This is a genomic window from Hydrogenophaga sp. L76 (genome assembly GCF_057654755.1).
The window spans coordinates 2,679,720-2,699,926 of the sequence record NZ_CM172807.1 but is presented as its reverse complement, the minus strand read 5'-3'; the positions used below and the strand labels follow the sequence as shown (position 1 = coordinate 2,699,926).

Genomic DNA, 20,207 nt, shown 5'->3' with positions numbered 1-20,207 from the left:
ATGCCCCACCTTCGAACCCCCATTTCCATCGTCCTCGCGGCACTGCTTTGTCACGGTGCCGCCCTCGCTGCCGAGCCGCTGCACACCGTGCCCGACACCCTGGCCCAGCGCATGATGGCCTGCACCCTGTGCCATGGCCAGGAAGGCCGCGCCACCAACGCCGGCTACTTCCCGCGCATCGCCGGCAAACCGGCGGATTACCTGTACCACCAGTTGCTGCACTTTCGCGACGGTCGGCGCAACAACGCCGGCATGAGCGATCTGCTCGACCACCTGAGCGACACCTACCTGCGCGACATCGCGGGCCACTTCGCCGGGCTGGACCTGCCTTACCCGCCACCCCAACCCTCTGACGCACAGGTTGACGAACTCGCGCGCGGTGAGGCGTTGGTCCGCCGCGGCGATGCGGCGCGCGAACTGCCCGCCTGCACCGCCTGCCACGGCGCGGCCCTGACCGGCGTCAATCCCGCCGTGCCCGGCCTGCTGGGGCTGCCGCGCGACTACCTGATCGGCCAGCTCGGTGCCTGGCAGACCGGCTTGCGCAAGGCCTTCGAACCCGATTGCATGGCTCACATCGCCCAGCGCCTGCAGCCGGCCGACGTCGCGGCCGTGTCCGGCTGGCTCGCTGCGCAACCCCTGCCCGCCAACACCCGCCCGGCGCCGCCGGCCACCCTGGCCCTGCCGCTGAAATGTGGCCTCTCGCCCCAGAGCGGCGGGGGCGCTCGATGAAGGTCGCGCCCCTGCGCGCCACCCTGGCGGTGTTGCTGCTGGCCTGCGGTGGGCTGGTGGCTGCCGTGTGGTCCGAGCTGCGGGGTGATGCCCTGCCGGCCGCGGAGGCTTTGGCGCCGCCTGCGGCGGAACAGGTGGCCCGCGGGGCCTACCTCGCGCGCGCCGGCAACTGCATGGCCTGTCACACCGCGCGCGGTGGTGCACCCTATGCGGGTGGCCGCGGCATCGAAACGCCCTTCGGCACCGTGGTCGCCGGCAACCTCACGCCCGACCCGGAAACCGGCCTCGGCCGCTGGTCGCCCGAAGCCTTCCGCCGAGCCCTGCACGAAGGCCGTTCGCGCGACGGCCGTCTGCTCTACCCCGCCTTCCCTTACGCCCACACCACCCTCATGCCCGAGGCCGACGTGGACGCGCTGCACGCCCACCTGCGCAGCCTGCCCCCGGTGCACCAGGCCAGCCGGCTGCACAGCCTGCGTTTTCCCTACGACACCCAGGCCGCGCTGGCGGTGTGGCGTCTGCTGAACTTCAAGCCGGGCCGTTTCCAGCCCGACCCCGCGCAGTCGGCCGAGTGGAACCGGGGCTCCTACCTCGTCAACGGGCCCGCCCACTGCGCCGCCTGCCACAGCGCGCGCGATGCCCTCGGTGGCGCCAGCGCGGCCTTCGGCGCCAGCGACCTGCCCGACGGCCACTGGTTCGCCCCTTCGCTGAGCGATCCGCGCCAGGCCGGCGTGCAGCTGTGGAGCACCGAACGCATCGTTGCATTGCTGCAGCGGGGCAGCGTCGACGGTGCCACCGTCATGGGGCCGATGGCCGACGTGGTTTTTCACAGCACGCAACACCTGCAGACCGACGACCTGCGCGCCATGGCCACCTACCTCAAGGCCCTGCCGGTGCTTGAAGAGCCCGAGGTCGCTTTCAGTGCCGCCGACAGCACCCAGATGCATCTCGGCGAACAGCTCTACCAGCGGCATTGTGTGGATTGCCATGGCGCCGCCGGACAGGGCGCCGCCGGCGCCTACCCGCCGCTCGCAGGCAACCGCGCTGTCACCCAGACCTCCCCGGTCAACACCCTGCAGGCCATCCTCCGCGGCGGCTTTGCGCCCGCCACCGCCGGCCATCCGCAACCCTACGGCATGCCACCGTTCCGCACCTTGCTGAGCGATGTGGAGGTGGCCGCCGTGGCCAGCTTCGTCCGCCAGAGCTGGGGCAATGCCGCGGGCGCGGTGTCTTCGCTGGAGGTGCAGCGCGTGCGCTGAGTTCGGTCTTGCGTCGCGTGGCGCCTGGGTGACCGCGCAGTGGGGCGCCGTGTCACTACCATCGTGCCATGAACACCGCCACACCCCCCGACGCAGGCCGCATCAGCACCGAAGTGCGTGGCCATGTGCTGCTGATCGGCATTGACCGTCCGGCCAAACGCAACGGCTTCACGCCGGCCATGATGCGGGCGCTCGCCGAGGCCTACACCCGGCTCGACGACGATCCCGCGCTGCGCGTGGGCGTGCTGCACGCGCACGGCGGGCACTTCACCGCCGGCCTCGACCTGCCGACCTTCGCGCCGCTGATGCAGCGCGGCGAAACCGCCGTGCCCCACGGCCTGGTGGACCCGCTCAACCTCGGCGACGCCGGCTGGCGCCGCCGCACCAAACCCATGGTGGTCGCGGTCAAGGGCATCACCTACACGCTCGGTATCGAACTCATGCTCGCGGCCGACATCGTGGTCGCGGCGGACGACTGCCGCTTTTCTCAGCTCGAGGTGAAGCGCGGGATCATGGCCACGGGTGGCGCCACGCTGCGCATGGCCGAACGCGCGGGTCTGGGCAACGCGCTGCTGCACCTGCTGACCGGTGATGAGTTCGACAGCGCCGAAGCGCTGCGACTGAACTTCGTGCAGCGCGTGGTGCCCGCGGGTACCGAGCTCGACGAAGCCCTGCGCATCGCCGACGCCATCGCGCAGCAGGCCCCGCTGGCCGTGGTGGCAACGCGGCTCAACGCACTCAAGGCGGTGGAGCAAGGGCCGCTGGTCGCCATGGCCGAGTTCGATGCGGTGCAGCAGCGGCTGGCGAACAGCGAGGATGCAGGAGAGGGTGTGGCTTCGTTCAAAGAGAAGCGGGCGGCGGTGTTCAAAGGGCGCTGAGCCGCTACGGATCGGCAGTTCGATTCAGTCGCTCCCAGAAAACCGCCCCACCAGCGCCTCACCCCATTCCCAAGGCCCGGTGAGCGTCAGCGTCACCGTGGTCCAGTCGCCGTCGTTCTGCACCTGCTGGTCGGCGTCCCAGGCGCCACCTTCGTCCAGCGGTCCACGCGGGCCGGGGCTTTGGCGTTCGGCCCAGTCCAGCACGGTCTGCACTTCGGCCAGCACAGCAGGCACTTCCGCCGCGCTCACGCTGGCCATGGCGTCCCAGGTGCCGGAGCCTTCGCCGTCGTCGCTGGCATCAAAGATCAGGTACTGCAGTGTCATAGGTCCAAGGTCGCGCCACGCACACGCAGCCAGTCCTTGCGCTCACGGTGGTCCGGCAGCACCTTGTCCACCTCGTTCCAGAATGCGTCACTGTGGTCGCGCAGGTGCAGGTGGCACAGCTCGTGGACCACGATGTAGTCGATCACGGTCAGCGGCGCCATCAGGCACTTCCAGTGAAAGTGCAGAGTGCCACTCGGCTGGCAAGCCGCCCACCGAAACCCAATGTCCTTCACCAGCACCGTGCCCGGTGTCACACCCACCCGGGGCGCGAAGTGCGCCACGCGCCGCTGCAGCCGTTCCAGCCCTTTGGTCGCGTAGAACTGCTCGAACGAGGCCCGTGCCGCCGCCGCGCCGCCATGCTCTACGAGCGAGCGCAGCAAGAGGAACCGTCCGTCTTTCAGCTTCAGCGGCTCGTCCTGTTCGGCCACCAGTTGCAGCTGGTAGCTGCTGCCCAAGTACAGAAAGGTTTCGCCGTTCACCCACTCGCGCACCACGCCGCTAGCGTTCAGGTCACGCCACTCGGCCAGGTTGCGGTAAATCCACATGCGTTTGCTCAGCACCGTGGCGTCCACCTGCTCGGGCGCCATGTGGCGCGGCGGCCGCACCGTGATCACGCCGTCGCGCTCGATGACGATGTCGGTGGTGCGCCGCTCAGCACCCGGCAGCAGCCGGTACTGGATGTCTTTCACCTGCCGCGTTTGCATCAGGCCTCTCCCCCGCGCGCGGTGTTCACCAGCGCGTCGTGGCGGTTCTTCGCCAGCCGCATGATTTCCACGGCTACCCGTTCGCGGTTGATCTTCAGCTCTTCGATGCCGGTCTTGGTGATCTCGGTCTTGATGAGTCCACGCAGGCGCTTTTGTTTGTCCGGGTTCTGCCAGAAGTCGATGCTGCCAATCGTCTCCTGCAGCAACGCCACCACCGCCTCCATCAGTTCTTTGAAGCGCGGCTTGTCCGCCTCGCTCACCGCCCCCCCGGCAAAGCCCACCAGGGCGATGTGTTCGTAAAACGTGGTCGCTTCGCGGCTCATGCCCGCTTCGCCCTGCTGGCGCCCAGCCACGGCTTCCCCGCGCAGCTCGGCCAGCTTCTCGGCAAGCAGGTCCCACTGGTCCTGGTGTTGCTCAATCAGCGCGTCCACCTTGGCCGACAGGCTCTTGTAGAACGCCGGGTCTTCGTCGTGGTGCACGGTGCAGTGCTTGCGGATGGCATGCTCCATCTCGCTGGCCTTGGCCTCGGGGTTGCCACCCGTGTGGGCCGCCAGCTGGGCCATGAAGTCCTCGGCCAGCAGCTCCACCGGCGGCACCTTGGGGTTGATGCCCAGGCTGATCAGGTGCTCGTTGATCAGCGCCTTCACCTTCTCGCCCGCGTTGCCCAGGTTCAGGCTCTCGTCCTTGTAGCGTTCCTTGGCCAGCTGCAGCACATAGCCCATGCGCCGCGCCGGCACCCGGTAGGGCTGCGCGTCCGGCCGCGGCAGCACGATGTCCAGGCTTATCAGAAACTTCTTCAGGTACACCTCAAAGTCGGCCCGCTGCTTCTCGTCCTTGAGCGCCTTCACCGCCTCGTTCACCACCGCCGCATCGGCGTCCAGACCCGGCAGGGCACCGGTGACAAACGCCTTGAAGTGCTTCACGCCCAGCGCGTCAAAGTGCTGCAGCAGGCGCTGGTAGCGCTCCTCTAGCACCGGCAGTTCGGACGTGATGCTCTTCATCCCGTCCTGCAGCTCCTGCAGTTCGTCCGCAGCGGCGTACAGGCTCAGCGCCTCGGTCAGGTGGTTGGCCAGGCCGATGTAGTCCACGATGTAGCCGCGCTGCTTGCCCTTCTTCACCCGGTTGGTGCGGGCGATGGCCTGCAACAGCGTGTGTTCGCGCAGCTTCTTGTCGATGTACATCACCTGTTCGATGGGCGCGTCAAAACCCGTCAGCAGCATGTCGCACACGATCAGGAAGGCAATGCCGGTGTTTGCCTTGTCCGGGGCTTGTTGGTCAAAGCCGCGGCAGAAGTTGTCCACCGCCTTCATCTGCGCCGCCTGCTTGCGCGCCTGGGTGATGAAGGCCGCCTCGTTCGTACCGTCCGACGAAATCACCACCGCCGTTTTCAGGAAGGCCAGCCGTTCGATCAGCGCGACGTCGGGCTCGGATTTAGCGCGCTCCTGTGCCAGCCTTTCGGCCAGCGCCGCCTCAATGCCCGACTGGTAGCGGATGCACGCCAGCTTCGAGTGGCACACCACCTGGGCCTTGAAGCCGTTGGGCAAGATGTTGTCCACGTAGTGCCGCACCATGTCGCGCGCGATCGCGTCGACGCGGTTCTTCGCCTCCAGGATGTCACCCGTCGCGCCGTATTTCTTCTTGATCGCCAGCAGCTCCGCCTCGCTGCGCTCGCGGAACAGGTCTTCAAACGCGGTGTCGAAGGCGTGTTTTTGATTCAGCGCAGTGTCCGCCGTCCGGCCTTCGTACAGGATCTGCAGCGTCGCCCCGTCGTGTACCGAATCCATGATCCGGTACACGTCGATCAGCTCGCCAAAGCGCTTGTGCGTGCGCTTCTCGCCGTGGCGTTCGGTGATCAGCGGTGTGCCGGTGAAAGCGATGCGCGTGGCGTTCGGGAACGCCTCGAACAGGTTCTCGCCCAGGTCCGAGCTTTGTGTGCGGTGCGCCTCGTCGATCATCAGCACGATGCGGCTGGACGGGTTCACCACGCCAAAAGTCTGGCCTGCCGGCATGGCCAGGTAGGTGCCTAGTGCCTCGGCCACCGTATTGCTCAGCGTCTGCTTGTGCTCCTGGAATTTGTGGACCATCACCATGTTGATGTCCGAGCTGTCGCTGGCCAGGTGCTGGCGCAGGCTCTGGCGGCTCTCGATCACGTTCACCTTGCCGCCGATCAGCGTGGCCGTGTCGGCCAACTGGTCTTCCAGGTCGGTGCGGTCGTTCACCAGCACGATCTTGTGGTCGCTCAGATCGCGGCTCGCCCGCAGCATGCGCGCCAGAAACACCATCGTCAGCGACTTGCCCGAGCCCTGCGTGTGCCAGACCACGCCGCTGCGCTCCAGCGCGGTCTGGCCGCTGCGCAGCCGCTCCACCACCTTGTTGGCCGCGCGGAACTGCTGGTAGCGGCACACCACTTTCACGCGCGGGCCGCCGTCCGTGTCCATGCACACCGCGCTGGTGCGCAGTATCTGCAGCAAGTTGCTCTTGGTCAGCATGCCCGCCACCAGCTGCTGCTGTGCGTTCAGCCCGGCCAGCGCCGCGTCGTCCTGCGGGTACAGCGTCTTCCAGCCGTAGAAGTGTTCTTCTTCCGAGGTGATCGTGCCGTAGTCCGCAAGGGTGCCGCTGCTGCGCACCACCATCAGGTTGCTGTGAAACAGGCGCGGCTCGCCTTCCTTCAGCCCGGCGGCTTCCGTCTCGGCGCGGCGGCGCATGTAGCGCTGCAGCTGCACAAAGGCTTCCTGCATGGGGTTGGCGCAGGTTTCCGACCCCTTCTTGCACTCCACCACCACCAGCGGAATGCCGTTCACGAACAGCACGATGTCCGGGATGATGAAGGGCTTCACGCAGCCCGGCGTGTCCACGCGGAACTGGTTGATCGCGTGAAAGCGGTTGTTCTCCGGCGTGTGGAAGTCGATCAGCCGCACCACCGGGTCGGCCTCGCCCGTCAGTTCGTTGCGGTCGGCCTGCGCCTTGATCAGCAGCGCCTGCACCGCCTCGTTGGACTCCAGCAGCGTGCGGTTGGGGTGGCGCGTCAGCTGGGTGCGCAGCTCGTCGAGCTGCCGGTCGGTCAGCCAGGGCTGGCCGTCGGGTGTGGTGTTGATGGCGCGCACCGCTTCGTCAAACACCCCCGGCAGCAGCGTCTGGCGAAAGTGCTGGCGCAGGCTGGGCGTGGCGTCCTGCTGCACCCCCTGGCCCTGGTCGATCACCGTCCAGCCCTGCGCGGCCAGTTGGTCGAGGAAAGGGCGTTCGACCTCGGAGTATTCGCTCACCGGTTGGCCCCCTCCGGTGGGTTCTGCAGCCATTGGCGGCCCAGAGCCGTGAGCCGGTAGCCCTGCTTGCTGCTTTGCGGCTTGTCGGGCAGCGTCATTTCCACCAACTCCGAAGCCAGGGCCGGCAGCAGGTAGGCCTTGCGGAAGTGCTTGGTGTCCTTCAGCCCCAGCGCCTGCTGCAGTTCCTGGCGCGACAGCGGCTGGGTCAGGGCCACCACCACCAGGCGGACTTCCGGGGTGACTTGGGGGGTGACTTGGGGGGTGACTTGGGGGGTGACTTGGGGGGTGACTTGTTCGGCCCCTTCCTGATCCGGGCGCTTGGCCTGCGGGTGGGCGGGCAAATGCACGGCACAGGCCAGGCGGTCGTCGTCGGTCTCAAACCGGGGCGGCAGCGAGCCGTTGGCCGCCATCGCCTTCAGGATCTTGGGCACACCGGTGGAGCGGCCCTCGGTCAAGTCCAGCTCTTTCAGAAACTCGCCGATGCGCCGGTTGCGGTAGCGGCGGCTCACCGCGCGCCCGGCCTCAAAGTCCGCCGTTTTGATCGAACGGTCCGGCCCCGGCACGCTCACGATCACCAGCTCGTCGTAGCCGATGCGCACCTCCACCGGCTCGCGCTCTTCGTACGAGCGGTGGTAGACCGCGTTCACCAGCGCCTCTTCCACCGCCACATACGGGAAGTTCCACACCCGCGTCGCCTCGGCCCGGTCCGGGTGCTTGATCACGGTTTCGTGCAGGTAGTTGCGCTGAATGTAGGCCAGCGCCTCGCGGATCATGCGCGCCAGCGGCCCTTTGAAAATCTTCTCGTCAAAACGGTCGCCCCCGGCACCTTCGGGGAACCACACCACGTCGATCTGCGCGTAGGGGAAAAACCGCTCAGGCGCCTCGTTGAAAAACAGCAGCCCCACGTTCTTCACCCAGGGCGTTTCGCTCGGCCCGCCCACCACATTCATCTGCCGCCCCAGCGCTTCCAGCGGCAGGCTGTCGGCATCGTCGGCCAGCGCGCTGCCCACCTCGCGCAGGTAGTCCAGCATCAGCGGTCGCGACAGGTCGGCCACGCTGGCCTGCTGCGCAAAGCGGTCGTCCCAAGGCACCTGAGCGGTCAGGCTCAGCAATTCGCGCTCGGTGTCGCCCTTGGCCTCCACCGTGCTGCTGAAGCGGCGGATGTAGTAGTGGCAGCTCTTGTGTCTGGCCGACACGGAAGCCGGCGCCTTGTAAGGCCGGTTCATGCCGCCCGGCGCCTGCAGCACGATCAGCTGGCGGCCCTCGACCGTTTCGACGCTCAGCGCGGGGAAGTACGGCGGCTGGATCAGCTGGCAGGCGGCCAACAGCTCCTGTTGCACCTTGTCCAGCTGGTCGGCAGGCACACCCACCGGCGGAAACACCGGCTGGCCGTTGGCGTCGCAGTCCTGCCCAATCACCACATAACCGCCGCCCAGGTTCTGGAAGTCGTTGGCAAAGGCGCACAGCGTGCGGATGATCGCGTCCGGGTTCCAGCCCGCCTTGTATTCAATGCGCTCACCCTCCACCGTGCGCTGGCGCAGCAGGTCGGCAATGTTGATCGGCAGGTGTTGCGGCATGGCAGGCAGGGCGGTGAAGGGTGGCTCAGGGCTGCAAAGGTTGATACACGCGAACGTCCACAGGCAAGTCTGCCAGAGCGGCCGCTATCTCGGCGCGCACCGCGGGCCAGCTCAGACCGCCCAGCCCGGCGCCCAGGGCGGGCAGCGCCACCGACTTCACACCCTTCGCCAGCAGAAAGCCCCGCAGGTCCTGCAGGCCGTCGCGCACCCATTCCAGCCGCGACGGGTCGCGCCAGTGCTGCTTGGTCGGGAAATTGACGATCCAGCGCGGCCCCATCAACGCGGGCGTCTCGGTCACGAACATGCGGCCCGTCACCACCTCGCCGCGCTGGCAGGCGGCGGCGTAGGCCTGGAAGTTGGCCGGGAAACGGGTCTTGAACGCCAGCGCAAGGCCCTTGCCCATCACGCCCGCCGTGTTCACCGCATTGACCAACGCGTCCACGTCGGCGGCGAGCAGGTCGCCTTGGTGGTAGCTGATCACGCGGCGGCCTCGGCGGGTTCGGAGTCGGCGGACACCGGGACGCGGCCAGTGAGCAGGTCTTGCATGAGGCCGAGTTTTTGCTTCTGTAGCTTCTCCGCTTCTCGCTCAAGCCCTTCGATTCGTTCTCCCGTTGCATCCAGCCTCTCCACGATCAATGCCTGTTCTTCAAGTGGAGCGAGCGCGATCGGGTATCTGGCCGGGCCGCTGGGCCATAAGGCTTTGGCCAAGCAGTACGGGATAGGCCGAAACAGCATCGCGAACTGGGTGGACCGCTATATGGCCCATGGTCTGAAAGGATTGCACAGAAAGCCAGGGGGCTACTACAGCGCAGAGTTCAAGTTGAACGTACTGCGCCAGGCCAAGCTTCGGGAGTTGTCGAACACGCAAGCGGCCACGCTCTTTGATGTGCGTGGCGGTGGAGGCATCGTGGGTTTGTGGCGGCGCCAGTACGATGAGGGCGGCCTGCAAGCGCTCCACCCCAAACCCCGAGGCCGCCCTCCCATGAAGCCCCCCAAGCCCAAATCCGCGCCAGCCGCCCCCGCGCAGACGGACGACAAGCGCTCGCTGCAAGAGTTGCACGAGGAGAACGAGCAACTACGTACGGAGGTGGCCTACCTAAAAAAGTTGGAGGCCTTGGTTCGAGCCAATCGGCAAGCTGCGCTGAAAAAGCGCAAGCCGTCCTCGAACTGAGGCCACAGTTCCTGCTGCGTCGACTACTGCAGTCCGCAGGCCTGTCGCGAAGCACGTTCTACTACCAAGCCAAGGTGCTGCAGGCTGGCGACCGATACGCCGGATTGAAGGACAGCATTCAAGCTGTGTACGAACGCCACAAGGGGCGTTATGGCTACCGGCGCATCACGGCCGAGCTCGGCCGCAGCGGCCAAATAGTGAATCACAAGACGGTGCAGCGTCTGATGCAGAGCCTGGGCCTGAAGTCGCTGGTGCGACCCAAGAGATATCGCTCCTATCGGGGCGAGATGGCCTCGACGCCCAACCTACTCAATCGTCGGTTCGAGGCCGAGCGTCCGAACGAGAAATGGGTGACCGATGTGACCGAGTTCAATGTGCGCGGCGAGAAGCTGTACCTGTCGCCCGTGATGGACCTGTTCAACGGAGAAATCGTGGCTTATGAAATGAACGAGCGTCCGCTCTTCCCGCTGGTGGGAAACATGCTCAAGAAGGCTCTGTCGCGGCTCACTGCGCAGGAGGCTCCGATGATGCACTCAGACCAAGGCTGGCAGTACCAGATGGAGGCCTATCGACAGCGGCTGCTCGAGCGAGGCCTGACGCAAAGCATGTCCCGCAGGGGTAACTGCCTGGACAACGCAGCGATGGAGAGCTTCTTCGGCACGCTGAAATCGGAGTTCTTCCGTCTCAACAAATTCGACAACGTCCAGCAGTTACGACAGGGACTGTGCCGCTACATCCACTACTACAACCACCAGCGTATTAAGCTCAAACTAAAAGGCCTGAGCCCGGTGGAGTACCGAACTCAGGCCTTGGGTGCCTAGCTTCCAACCGTCCAACTTCTTGGGGTCAGTTCAGAAGGCGCCGTTTCGTTTTCACTGCTCGGAGTGATCAGGCTGCGGCCTTGACCTTCAAACGCCAAGCGTGCAGCAGCGGCTCGGTGTAGCCGCTGGGCTGGGCCAGGCCCTTGAAGACCAGGTCGCAGGCGGCCTGGTAGGCCATGCTGGTCTTGAAGTTGCCGGCCATCTTTTTGTAGAACGGGTCGCCCGCGTTCTGCTGGTCCACCACGGCGGCCATGCGTTCAAAGGTCTCGCGCACCTGCTGCTCCGTCACCACGCCGTGGTGCAGCCAGTTGGCCATGTGCTGGCTGCTGATGCGCAGCGTGGCGCGGTCTTCCATCAGGCCCACGTTGTGGATGTCGGGCACCTTGGAGCAGCCCACGCCCTGGTCCACCCAGCGCACCACGTAACCCAGGATGCCCTGGGCGTTGTTGTCGAGTTCCTGCTGTTTTTCTTCGGCGGTCCAGTTGGGGTTGGCGGTCACGGGGATGGTCAGCAGGCCGGTGAGCAGGTTGTCGCGCTCGGCGTTGGCGTCGATCTTCTCCATCTCCTTCTGCACGTCGGACACCAGCACCTGGTGGTAGTGCAGGGCGTGCAGCGTGGCGCCGGTCGGGCTGGGCACCCAGGCGGTGTTGGCGCCGGCCTTGGGGTGGGCGATCTTCTGCTTGAGCATGTCGGCCATCAGGTCGGGCATGGCCCACATGCCCTTGCCGATCTGCGCCTTGCCGCGCAGGCCGCAGGAGAGTCCCACCAGCACGTTGTTGCGCTCGTAGGCCTGGATCCAGGCGCTGGTTTTCATGTCGCCCTTGCGCACCATCGGGCCGGCGAGCATGGCGGTGTGCATCTCGTCGCCGGTGCGGTCGAGGAAGCCGGTGTTGATGAAGGCGACGCGGCTGGCGGCGGCGGCGATGCAGGCTTTCAGGTTGACCGAGGTGCGGCGCTCTTCGTCCATGATGCCGAGCTTGACGGTGCTGTCGGGCAGGCCGAGCACCTGTTCGACGCGGCTGAAGAGTTCGGCAGCGAAGCCGACTTCCTTGGGGCCGTGCATCTTGGGCTTGACGATGTAGACCGAGCCGGTGCGGCTGTTGCGGATAGCGCCGCTGGCGAGCTGGCCGTGGCCTTGCAGGTCGTGCAGGGCGATGGTGGTGGTGACCATCGCGTCCATGATGCCTTCGGGGATCTCTTGGGCGTCCGTGCCCCAGAGGATGGCCGGGTTGGTCATCAGGTGGCCGACGTTGCGCACGAAGAGCAGCGAGCGGCCGTGCAGGCGCACTTCGCCCGAACCCGTGGGCGCGGTGTACACGCGGTCGGGGTTGAGGCCGCGCGTGAAAGTCTTGCCGCCTTTGGCGACGTCTTCGGTCAGGTCGCCCTTGAGGATGCCGAGCCAGTTGCTGTAGGCCAGCAGCTTGTCTTCGGCGTCGACGGCGGCCACGGAGTCTTCGAGGTCGAGGATGGTGGACAGAGCGGCTTCAACCACCACGTCGGCAATGCCGGCCGCATCGCTCTGGCCGATGGGTTTGGAGCGGTCGATGATGATGTCGATGTGCAGGCCGTTGTGCACGAGCAGGGCGCTGGAGACGCCGCGCGCATCGCCCTGGTAGCCGACGAACTGGGCCGGGTCTTTCAGGCCGACGACCTGGCCGCCCTTGACGGCGACCTGCAAGCTGCCGTCCTTGACGAAATACACCGTGGCGTCGCTGTGCGAGGCGCCGGCCAGCGGGGCCGCATCGTCGAGCAGCTGGCGCGCGAAGGCGACGACCCTGGCGCCGCGCTTCTCGTTGTAGCCCGGGCCTTTTTCGCAGCCGTCGGCTTCGGAGATGGCGTCGGTGCCGTAGAGCGCGTCGTACAGCGAGCCCCAGCGGGCGTTGGCGGCGTTGAGGGCGTAGCGCGCGTTCAGGATCGGCACCACCAGCTGCGGGCCGGCCTGGATGGCGAGCTCGGCGTCCACGTTGGTCGTGGTGGCCTGGGCGTCGGTTGGCACCGGCACCAGGTAGCCGATGGTCTCCAGGAATTTGCGGTAGCCCGCCATGTCGGTGATCGGGCCGGGATTGGCGTTGTGCCAGGTGTCCAGCTCGGTCTGCAGGCGGTCGCGTTCGGCCAGCAGGGCGGCGTTTTTCGGGGCGAGGTCGGCGACGATGGCATCAAAGCCTTTCCAGAAAGAATCGCTGGAAACGCCTGTGCCGGGCAGCACGCTTTGATTGATGAAGTCGTAGAGGGCGGTGGCGACCTGCAGACCGTGAACGGAAGTGCGTGCGGTGGTGGCGGACATGGCAATACCTCGGACAGGTGAAACGAATGGGGCAGGCGTGTCAGGTGTCCCGGGCTGCACGGGCAAACATCGTGCCGGGTGCTGTACCGAAAGGGGACATTCCCCAGGCTGGACACAAGAAGAGGAATGTTATTCCATACCTGGATCGGTATTAAATAACAAAGGTCCGATTGATAAGTGACTTTTTTGAATGTAATTTGCCGCTATCGGAGGGCTGGTGTCACTTGGCTGGCGCGTAGAGACCGTGGCGGTCCATGCGTTGTTGCAGCGCATCGACGCTCACGTCCAGCATCGTGGCCGCGGCCGGCAGGTTCCAGTGCGTTTCTTCCAGGGCGCGCACCAGGTGCGAGCGTTCCAGTTCTTCGTTGCGGGTGAACTCGGGCAGTTCCGATGGTTTTTCAGCGAAGTCCACGGGCGCGCTGGGCGTGAGCAGGAGATCGGAGGAGGAAATGCGGCCATCGGTGCTCAGCAGCACGGCGCGCTCGATGACGTTGCTGAGTTCACGCACGTTGCCCGGCCAGGTGTGTTGCAGCAGGGCGGCCTCGGCGGAGGGGTCGAGCGTGGTGGGCGGTTTGTTGTAGCGCTTGGTGAACACGGTGGCGAAATGTTGCGCAAGCAGCCAGAGATCGCTGCCGCGGGCGCGCAACGGTGGCACGCGGACCGCAAACACGCGCAGCCGGTACAGCAGGTCGGCGCGGAACTGCCCGGCGCGCGTCATCGCCTCCAGATCGCGGTTGGTGGCGGCCACGACGCGCACATTGATCAACCGGTCGGTCACGGCACCCAGCCGCCGCACCCGGAGGTTTTCCAGCACGCGCAACAGCTTGGCCTGCAGGCTCAGGTCCAGCTCGCCGATCTCGTCGAGGAACAGGGTGCCGCCATCCGCCGCTTCGAAGAGCCCGATGCGCCGTTCAGCGTGATCGCCGCCTTTTTCGTAACCGAAGAGTTCGCCCTCCATCAGGTGCGCGGGCAGCGAGGCACAGCTGACTTCGACAAAGGCGCCCTTGGCGCGCGGCCCCGAAAAGTGGCAGGCCCGGGCCACCAGCTCCTTGCCGGAGCCCGTCTCGCCGCAGATCAGGATGGGTGCCACCGGGGAGGCGTCGGACGGTTCGTTCTGGATCAGGACCTGGATCAGTTCGCGCAAGGCCTGGATGGGACGTGATTCGCCCAGGATGCATTCGATGCCGCCGTGTTCGGCTTCGCGGCGCTTGTAGTAGTCGAGTTCGCGCCGGGCGTTGGCCTCCGCCAGGGCGCGGTCGATCACGTCTTTCAGGGTCTTGAGCGGGACCGGCTTGGTGAGCAGGTCGAAGGAGCCCGCCTTCATGGCATCGACCGCCACCGCCACGTTGGCATGCCCCGACACCATCACCGTGCGCACCTGGTCGTCGTTGCGGTGCAGCTCGCGGATCACTTCGAGTCCGTTGATGCCGGGCAACTGGTAGTCCACGATGGCCACGTCGGGCATGAGACGGCGCGCCGCCTCCAGGCCCGCGACCCCATCGCTGGCAATTTCCACCGTGTGGTGGTGTTGCTGGAAGAAGCGTGCGATGTTCTTGGCCAGCATCGGCTCGTCTTCGATGACCAGTAGGGTTGCCATGGTGCAGCTCTCGGGTTGGGGCTTTCAGGCCGGTTGGGTCAGGCAGGGCGCGGAACGGGGCAGCAGAATTTCGACGCTGGTGCCTTGCGGGGTGGCCGGCGCCAGCGTGAGGTGGCCATGCCACTGCTCGACCATGCGTTTGACAAGGGCCAGACCGATGCCCAGGCCGCCGCCCTTGGTGCTGAAGAACGGGCGGAAGAGGCGCTTCTGCACTTCGTCCGAGATGCCGGTGCCGCTGTCGGCGAGGCGCAGCCCGGCCAGGGTGGGCGTGCTGCACCAGCTGATGTCCAGATGGCCCCCGCCGGGCATGGCCTCGATGGCGTTGGCCATGATGCTCAGCAGGATCTGGCGCAGGGTGGCCGGGTGGGCATCGACCTGCAGGGCCCTGGTGTTTTCTACATTCCAGACGATGTGTCGGCGGGTCATTTCGGGGGCCATCTCCAGCAGGCAGGTCTCGACCAGCGTGCCCAGATCCACCGCTTCGGGCTGCAGCTGGGGCGCCTGCGACACGTGCACCAGCTCCGTGATCCAGCGGTCGGCCCGGTCCACCGCGTCGATCACGCCTTCGCTCACTTCGCTGATCTCGTCTTCGTCGAGGTGGCCGCCGTTCATCAGTTCGGCCGCCGAGCGGATGGATGCCAGCGGGTTGCGCAGGTTGTGGGCCACGGCACTGGCGAGCTCGACCGCCGAAGCCAGGCTTTGCGCTTCGGTCAGGCGCAGCTGCTGGTCGCGCAGGGTCTTGTCGGCATGGGCCACGATCCAGTACAGGGTGACAAAGAGGCCGATGGCACACAGGAAGCAGGCGATCCAGAGCTGCTGGAGGCCGCGGTGGATCGCGGCGTTGAGCTGGGTGGGCCGCTTGTAGACCTCCATGACACCCAGCACCCGGTCGCTGTCCCGGGCCAGGATCGGGATGTAGGTTTCCACAAAAAAGCCGTCTTGCGTCGACATGCCGACGTGTTCCGTCTTGCGGTCGTGGAAGACTTCTTCGAGGTTGACGTCTTCCGCGTGCACTTCGAGACGGCCCGTGAGCGCGGTGTCGAGCTCGGGGTTGTCGTCAAACCGCTTGCCGACCAGGCTCTTGTTGGTGGACCAGAGCACCGACTTGTCGAGCCCGTAGGCGTTCGAGCGCACGGTGTCGCTCATGGCGACGATGTGCTCCATGGAGCGCAGGAAGCGCTGGCGCAGCTCGGGATCGGCGGGATTGGCCAGGAACTCGGCCGACCGGTCGGTCGTCAGCAGGTTCTGCATGAAGGCCCCGGTGACCTCGCCCTCGCGCTGCAACATGCGTTCGGTCAGCACGTTGGACAGCACCAGCCCGAGCACGATGGCAATCGCCGAGATCACAAGCAGGCTCGCCAGCGCGAACCGTTTGCGCAGGTTCAGCGGCTGTGGTGGCCTCAGGATCTCGGAGACGGTCATTTGGTTTAACCCGGTGTCCAGTTCCGTTGCGCAGCGAAATCGGTGTGTACGGTTGGTTACATTGCCAGTGCCCCCATGGGCTGTCAATACCAAGAACTGGGTATCTTGTGCAACAAATGAAGCGGGCGCCGGACCGGCAAAAAGTGGTTGCTGGCGCGCACTTCCCACCTGCTGCGTTGCCGGCTGATCGGCGGGGTGCCTGTGCGACTCTTTGTAACGATCGGGGCGTGGTACGGCCCTTCATCCGGTGGACGGAATCCATCATGATCGGCCGCCTGGACGCCGACAGAGGGCACCCTTTTTGCCCACGCGGACCATGAGGGTTCGATCAGAGGCTGAGGGCGTTGGCATGATGAGCACCTTGATTCACGAAACCGGAACCATGAACGCCGAGCCCAACGCCCCTTCCGCCGACATCCCGCAGCCGCTCAAGGGCCTGCGCGTGGTCGAGTTCACCCACATGGTCATGGGCCCCACCTGTGGCATGGTGCTGGCCGACATGGGGGCTGAAGTCATCAAGGTCGAGCCGATCGACGGCGACCGCACGCGCCACCTGCTGGGCTCGGGCGCGGGCTTCTTCCCGCTCTTCAACCGCAACAAGAAAAGCATCGCCATCGACCTGCACAGGCCCGAGGGCGCCGAGCTGGCGCGCAAGCTCGCGGCCGGCGCCGACGTGGTGGCCGAGAATTTCAAGCCCGGCACCATGGGCAAATACGGGCTCGACTACGCGGCCCTGTCGCAGGTGAACCCGCGCTGCATCTACATCAGCCTCAAGGGCTTTCTGCCCGGCCCCTACGACCACCGCACCGCGCTGGACGAGGTGGTGCAGATGATGGGCGGCCTGGCCTACATGACCGGGCGCCCCGGCGATCCGCTGCGCGCGGGCACCAGCGTGAACGACATCATGGGCGGCATGTTCGGCGCCATTGGCGCGCTGGGTGCGCTGATCCAGCGCGGCATCACCGGCAAGGGCCAGGAGGTGCAGAGCGCGCTGTTCGAGAACAACGTGTTCCTCGTCGGCCAGCACATGCTGCAGTACGCCATCACCGGCCAGGCGGCCGCGCCCATGCCCGAGCGCATCTCGGCCTGGGCGGTGTACGACGTGTTCACCGTGAAAGACGGCGAGCAGATTTTCCTGGCCGCCGTGAGTGACGCGCAGTGGACCACCTTCTGCGATGCGCTGGGTTTTGCCGACCTCAAGGCCGACCCGCGTTTCCCCGACAACAACGCCCGCGTGAGGCAACGCCCGCAGCTGCTGCCCATCCTGCGTGAGCGGCTGGCCGGGCGCAGCGCCGCCGATCTGGCCGCGCTGTTTGAACGGGTCGGCTTGCCCTTCGCCCCCATCCGCAAGCCCGAGGAGCTGTACGACGACGAACACCTGCTGGCCACCGGCGGCCTGGCCGACATCACCCTGCCCGACGGTGCGCGCGCCGGCCAGACCGCCAAGACCACGCTGTTTCCCTTCACCATGGACGGTCACCGCCTGGGTGTGCGCCTGCAGCCGCCCACCCTGGGGCAGCACACGGTGGAGTTGCTGCAGGCTTTGGGCTATGCCGAAGCCGATATCCAGCGCCTGCATGCCCAGCGCGTGGTCGCTGGCTGAGGGAGGCGCCATGCCCAACGCCCCCCAGGTTCACATCAGCGAAGTCGGCCCGCGCGACGGGCTGCAGTCCGTCCAGACCGTCATGTCCACGGCCGACAAGTGCCGCTGGATCGATGCGATGGCCGCGGCCGGTCTGCGCGAGATCGAGGTCGGATCCTTCGTGCCCGCCAGGCTGCTGCCGCAGATGGCCGACGTGGCCGAGCTGGTGGGCCACGCGCGCACGCTGCCTGGCCTGTGCGTGATGGCGCTGGTGCCGAACCGGCGCGGCGCACAAGCCGCGCTGGCCGCGGGCGTGCACAAGCTCACCCTGCCGGTCTCGGCCAGCGAAGCGCACTCGCTGGCCAATGTGCGCAAGACGCGCGGGCAGATGCTGGCCGAGTTGCGCGAGGTGATCGCGCTGCGCAACGCCGAGGCGCCCGGGGTGCCGGTGGAGGTGGGCCTGTCCACTGCGTTTGGCTGCACGCTGCAGGGCGCGGTGGATGAAGACGACGTGATCCGCCTCGCGCTCGCCTGTGCGGACGCGGGCGTGGACGAAGTGGGTTTGTCCGACACCACCGGCATGGCCCACCCGGCCCAGGTGCGCCGCCTGTTCACCCGCCTGCGCGCCGAACTGGGCGAGCGCGCCGGCGCCGCCCACCTGCACAACACGCGCGGCCTGGGCCTGGCCAACTGCCTGGCCGCGTTCGACGTGGGCGTGCGCAGCTTCGACAGCTCGCTCGGCGGCCTGGGCGGCTGCCCCTATGCGCCCGGCGCCAGCGGCAACGTGGTCACCGAAGACCTGGTCTTCATGTTCGAAGCCATGGGCGTGTCCACCGGGGTGGACCTGCAGAAACTCATCGCTGCACGGGAGCCGCTCAAGGCCGGCCTGCCCGGCGAGCCGGTCTACGGCATGACACCCGAGGCCGGCCTGCCCAGGGGCTGGCGCGCCTGAGGTTCATGAAGGCCGCCCCGCCAGCCGGGGCAGGGGCGGCTCTCCGTGGTGGATGCAAGCCCCCGGCTGGAATAGACTCTTCGTGGAGCGCGGGTGTCGCGTTCATGCCTGTTGTACTTCTCAGAGGAGGTTGGATATGAAAACATCGCTGTGGGGCCTGTGTGCTGTGTGCGTGGCTTCCCTGCTGTTGACCGCCTGCGGCGGCAATGACGATGGTTATGGATCGGTGGCCGTGAGCGATTCGACGCGGCGCGTGGCCATCTCTACCGGCGCGCTGACGCAGTCGGTCGCCAACGACGAGGCGCGCGACGAATGCGATGCCAGCGATTGCCGGGTGGTGCTCCAGTTCGAGCAGTGCGGTGCGGTCTCCGTGGGCACCAAGGCCGGTGGCGGTTTTGTGGTGGTGGCGAAGGGGGCTGGTACGGCCTTCGATGCGCAAACTGCGGCCAACAACGCCTGTACCGCCCAGGGCGGGGAGGGTTGTGGCCCGATCCCCAACCTCGAAGCGCAGTGCAACTGAGCTGCGCTTGAGCACGGAAGCGCTCCGGTCGGCCGGAGCGCGCTGGTGCTGCTGGCCACGCCGCCCCAGTGTGGCGAATTTGGTTAAAAGTTGATGCATGATTTCCGTTGATTGCCCTCTTTTGTTGAGGTAATCTGCGGCTCCATGGACAAGCTCAAGCAGCTCGAAACCTTCGCTTCCGTGGCCACCCGCGGCAGCCTCACCGCCGCCGCCAAGGCCGAGGGCGTGGCGCCGGCCATCATCGGCCGCCGGCTCGACGGCCTGGAGTCGCGTCTGGGTGTCAAGCTCATGGTGCGCACCACGCGCCGCATCACCCTCACGCACGAAGGCAGCGCCTTCCTGGAAGACTGCCAGCGCCTGCTGACCGACCTGGCCAACGCCGAGGCCAGCGTCAGCGCCGGCGGTGTGAAGGCCAGCGGGCACCTGCGCCTCACCGCGCCGGCCGGTTTCGGCCGCCGCCACGTGGCACCGCTGGTGCCGCACTTTCGCGAACTGCACCCCGAAGTGACGATCTCGCTCAACCTCAGCGACCGCGTGGTCGACGTGGCGGGTGAAGCCTACGACTGCGCCGTGCGCGTGGGCGACCTGCCGGACTCGTCGCTCGTGAGCGTGCGCCTGGCCGACAACCGCCGGCTGTGCGTGGCCACGCCGAAGTACCTGCAGCAACACGGCCGACCCGCCACGCCGGCCGACCTGGCGCGGTTCGACTGCCTCACCCTGTCCAGCGATGCCTCGCAGACGCGTGGCTGGGCCTTCGCGGTGCCGGCCTCTGTGGGGGAGGGGACCGACATCGTGCACCTGCGACCGGGCGGTCCGCTGGACTGTTCGGACGGGCAGGTGTTGCACGAGTGGTGCCTGGCCGGCTACGGCATCGCCTGGCGCAGCATCTGGGAGGTGGAAGCCGACATCGCGGCCGGGCGGCTGGAGGTCTTGCTGGAGGACTACGCTGCGCCGCCCAACGGCATCTACGCGCTGTTTCCTCAGCGCAAGCACCTGGCACTGCGCGTGCGGCTGTGGATCGACTTCCTCAAGCACCACTACGGCCAGCCCGACTTCTGGTCGTCCGGGCGCACCTGATCTGGCGCTACAGTCGGGGCTGCGGGCCGCCGCTGGTGAGCGGTCGAGTT

Annotated in this window: 17 protein-coding genes; 8 read left to right on the top strand and 9 right to left on the bottom strand. The window is 66.7% G+C overall.

Going from position 1 to position 20,207, the window contains the following annotated elements:
- The 3 genes from AC23D4_RS12900 (at position 1) to AC23D4_RS12890 (ending at position 2,863) form a co-directional block, all read left to right on the top strand.
- Positions 1–729, top strand: coding sequence for a c-type cytochrome (locus AC23D4_RS12900; RefSeq protein WP_472889933.1), 729 nt, complete (start codon positions 1–3; stop codon positions 727–729).
- Positions 726–1,985, top strand: a complete 1,260-nt coding sequence (locus tag AC23D4_RS12895) for a c-type cytochrome (protein WP_472889934.1) — start codon at positions 726–728, stop codon at positions 1,983–1,985. The genes AC23D4_RS12900 and AC23D4_RS12895 overlap by 4 nt, the downstream gene beginning before the upstream one ends.
- Positions 1,986–2,053: 68 nt before the next feature.
- Positions 2,054–2,863 carry a crotonase/enoyl-CoA hydratase family protein gene (locus tag AC23D4_RS12890; RefSeq protein WP_472889935.1) on the top strand — a complete coding sequence of 270 codons (810 nt, stop codon included), beginning with the start codon at positions 2,054–2,056 and terminating at the stop codon, positions 2,861–2,863.
- 24 nt (positions 2,864–2,887) lie between these two features.
- Here AC23D4_RS12890 and AC23D4_RS12885 read toward each other — a convergent pair whose 3' ends face one another.
- From AC23D4_RS12885 to AC23D4_RS12860, 6 genes are read right to left on the bottom strand one after another with little or no spacing between them, the layout of a single operon-like run.
- Positions 2,888–3,187 (bottom strand): hypothetical protein, encoded by a 300-nt coding sequence (locus AC23D4_RS12885; protein WP_472889936.1) that lies wholly within the window; start codon positions 3,185–3,187, stop codon positions 2,888–2,890.
- Positions 3,184–3,891 (bottom strand): M48 family metallopeptidase, encoded by a 708-nt coding sequence (locus tag AC23D4_RS12880; protein ID WP_472889937.1) that lies wholly within the window; start codon positions 3,889–3,891, stop codon positions 3,184–3,186. Before AC23D4_RS12880 ends, AC23D4_RS12885 begins: the two co-directional genes overlap by 4 nt.
- The gene (locus AC23D4_RS12875) at positions 3,891–7,154 is read right to left on the bottom strand and encodes a type I restriction endonuclease subunit R (RefSeq protein WP_472889938.1); all 3,264 of its coding nucleotides are present in this window, start codon (positions 7,152–7,154) and stop codon (positions 3,891–3,893) included. Before AC23D4_RS12875 ends, AC23D4_RS12880 begins: the two co-directional genes overlap by 1 nt.
- A complete protein-coding gene (locus tag AC23D4_RS12870; protein ID WP_472889939.1) occupies positions 7,151–8,731 on the bottom strand; it encodes an RNA/DNA-binding domain-containing protein in 1,581 nt (526 codons plus the stop codon). Before AC23D4_RS12870 ends, AC23D4_RS12875 begins: the two co-directional genes overlap by 4 nt.
- 25 nt (positions 8,732–8,756) lie before the next feature.
- Entirely contained in the window at positions 8,757–9,212 is a 456-nt protein-coding gene (locus AC23D4_RS12865; protein WP_472889940.1) for a macro domain-containing protein, read from the bottom strand.
- Positions 9,209–9,439, bottom strand: coding sequence for a restriction endonuclease subunit S domain-containing protein (locus tag AC23D4_RS12860; protein WP_472889942.1), 231 nt, complete (start codon positions 9,437–9,439; stop codon positions 9,209–9,211). Before AC23D4_RS12860 ends, AC23D4_RS12865 begins: the two co-directional genes overlap by 4 nt.
- On the opposite strand from AC23D4_RS12860, the gene AC23D4_RS12855 reads away from it, so the two are divergent.
- Positions 9,363–10,723, top strand: a protein-coding gene (locus tag AC23D4_RS12855) for an IS3 family transposase (protein WP_472889941.1) whose coding sequence is annotated in 2 segments (ribosomal slippage) — positions 9,363–9,843 and positions 9,843–10,723 — 1,362 coding nt in all. Because the reading frame shifts where the segments join, the coding sequence is not laid out codon by codon here. The genes AC23D4_RS12860 and AC23D4_RS12855 overlap by 77 nt on opposite strands.
- 67 nt (positions 10,724–10,790) lie before the next feature.
- Here the strand turns inward: AC23D4_RS12855 and AC23D4_RS12850 are convergent.
- The 3 genes from AC23D4_RS12850 to AC23D4_RS12840 form a co-directional block, all read right to left on the bottom strand.
- On the bottom strand, positions 10,791–13,007 hold the full coding sequence (locus AC23D4_RS12850; protein WP_472890215.1) for a malate synthase G: 2,217 nt from the start codon (positions 13,005–13,007) through the stop codon (positions 10,791–10,793).
- Positions 13,008–13,227: 220 nt separating this feature from the next.
- Positions 13,228–14,604 carry a sigma-54-dependent transcriptional regulator gene (locus tag AC23D4_RS12845; protein WP_472890214.1) on the bottom strand — a complete coding sequence of 459 codons (1,377 nt, stop codon included), beginning with the start codon at positions 14,602–14,604 and terminating at the stop codon, positions 13,228–13,230.
- Between the two features lie 24 nt (positions 14,605–14,628).
- A complete protein-coding gene (locus AC23D4_RS12840) occupies positions 14,629–16,026 on the bottom strand; it encodes a sensor histidine kinase (protein ID WP_472890213.1) in 1,398 nt (465 codons plus the stop codon).
- Between the two features lie 382 nt (positions 16,027–16,408).
- On the opposite strand from AC23D4_RS12840, the gene AC23D4_RS12835 reads away from it, so the two are divergent.
- From AC23D4_RS12835 to AC23D4_RS12820, 4 genes are all read left to right on the top strand, one after another.
- Positions 16,409–17,629, top strand: coding sequence for a CaiB/BaiF CoA transferase family protein (locus AC23D4_RS12835; RefSeq protein ID WP_472890212.1), 1,221 nt, complete (start codon positions 16,409–16,411; stop codon positions 17,627–17,629).
- Positions 17,630–17,639: 10 nt separating this feature from the next.
- Positions 17,640–18,560, top strand: a complete 921-nt coding sequence (locus AC23D4_RS12830; protein ID WP_472890211.1) for a hydroxymethylglutaryl-CoA lyase — start codon at positions 17,640–17,642, stop codon at positions 18,558–18,560.
- A gap of 136 nt (positions 18,561–18,696) precedes the next feature.
- On the top strand, positions 18,697–19,080 hold the full coding sequence (locus AC23D4_RS12825; RefSeq protein ID WP_472890210.1) for a DUF4189 domain-containing protein: 384 nt from the start codon (positions 18,697–18,699) through the stop codon (positions 19,078–19,080).
- Between the two features lie 144 nt (positions 19,081–19,224).
- Positions 19,225–20,157: a LysR family transcriptional regulator gene (locus AC23D4_RS12820; RefSeq protein WP_472890209.1), complete on the top strand. Its 933-nt coding sequence runs from the start codon at positions 19,225–19,227 to the stop codon at positions 20,155–20,157.
- Positions 20,158–20,207: the final 50 nt, after the last annotated feature.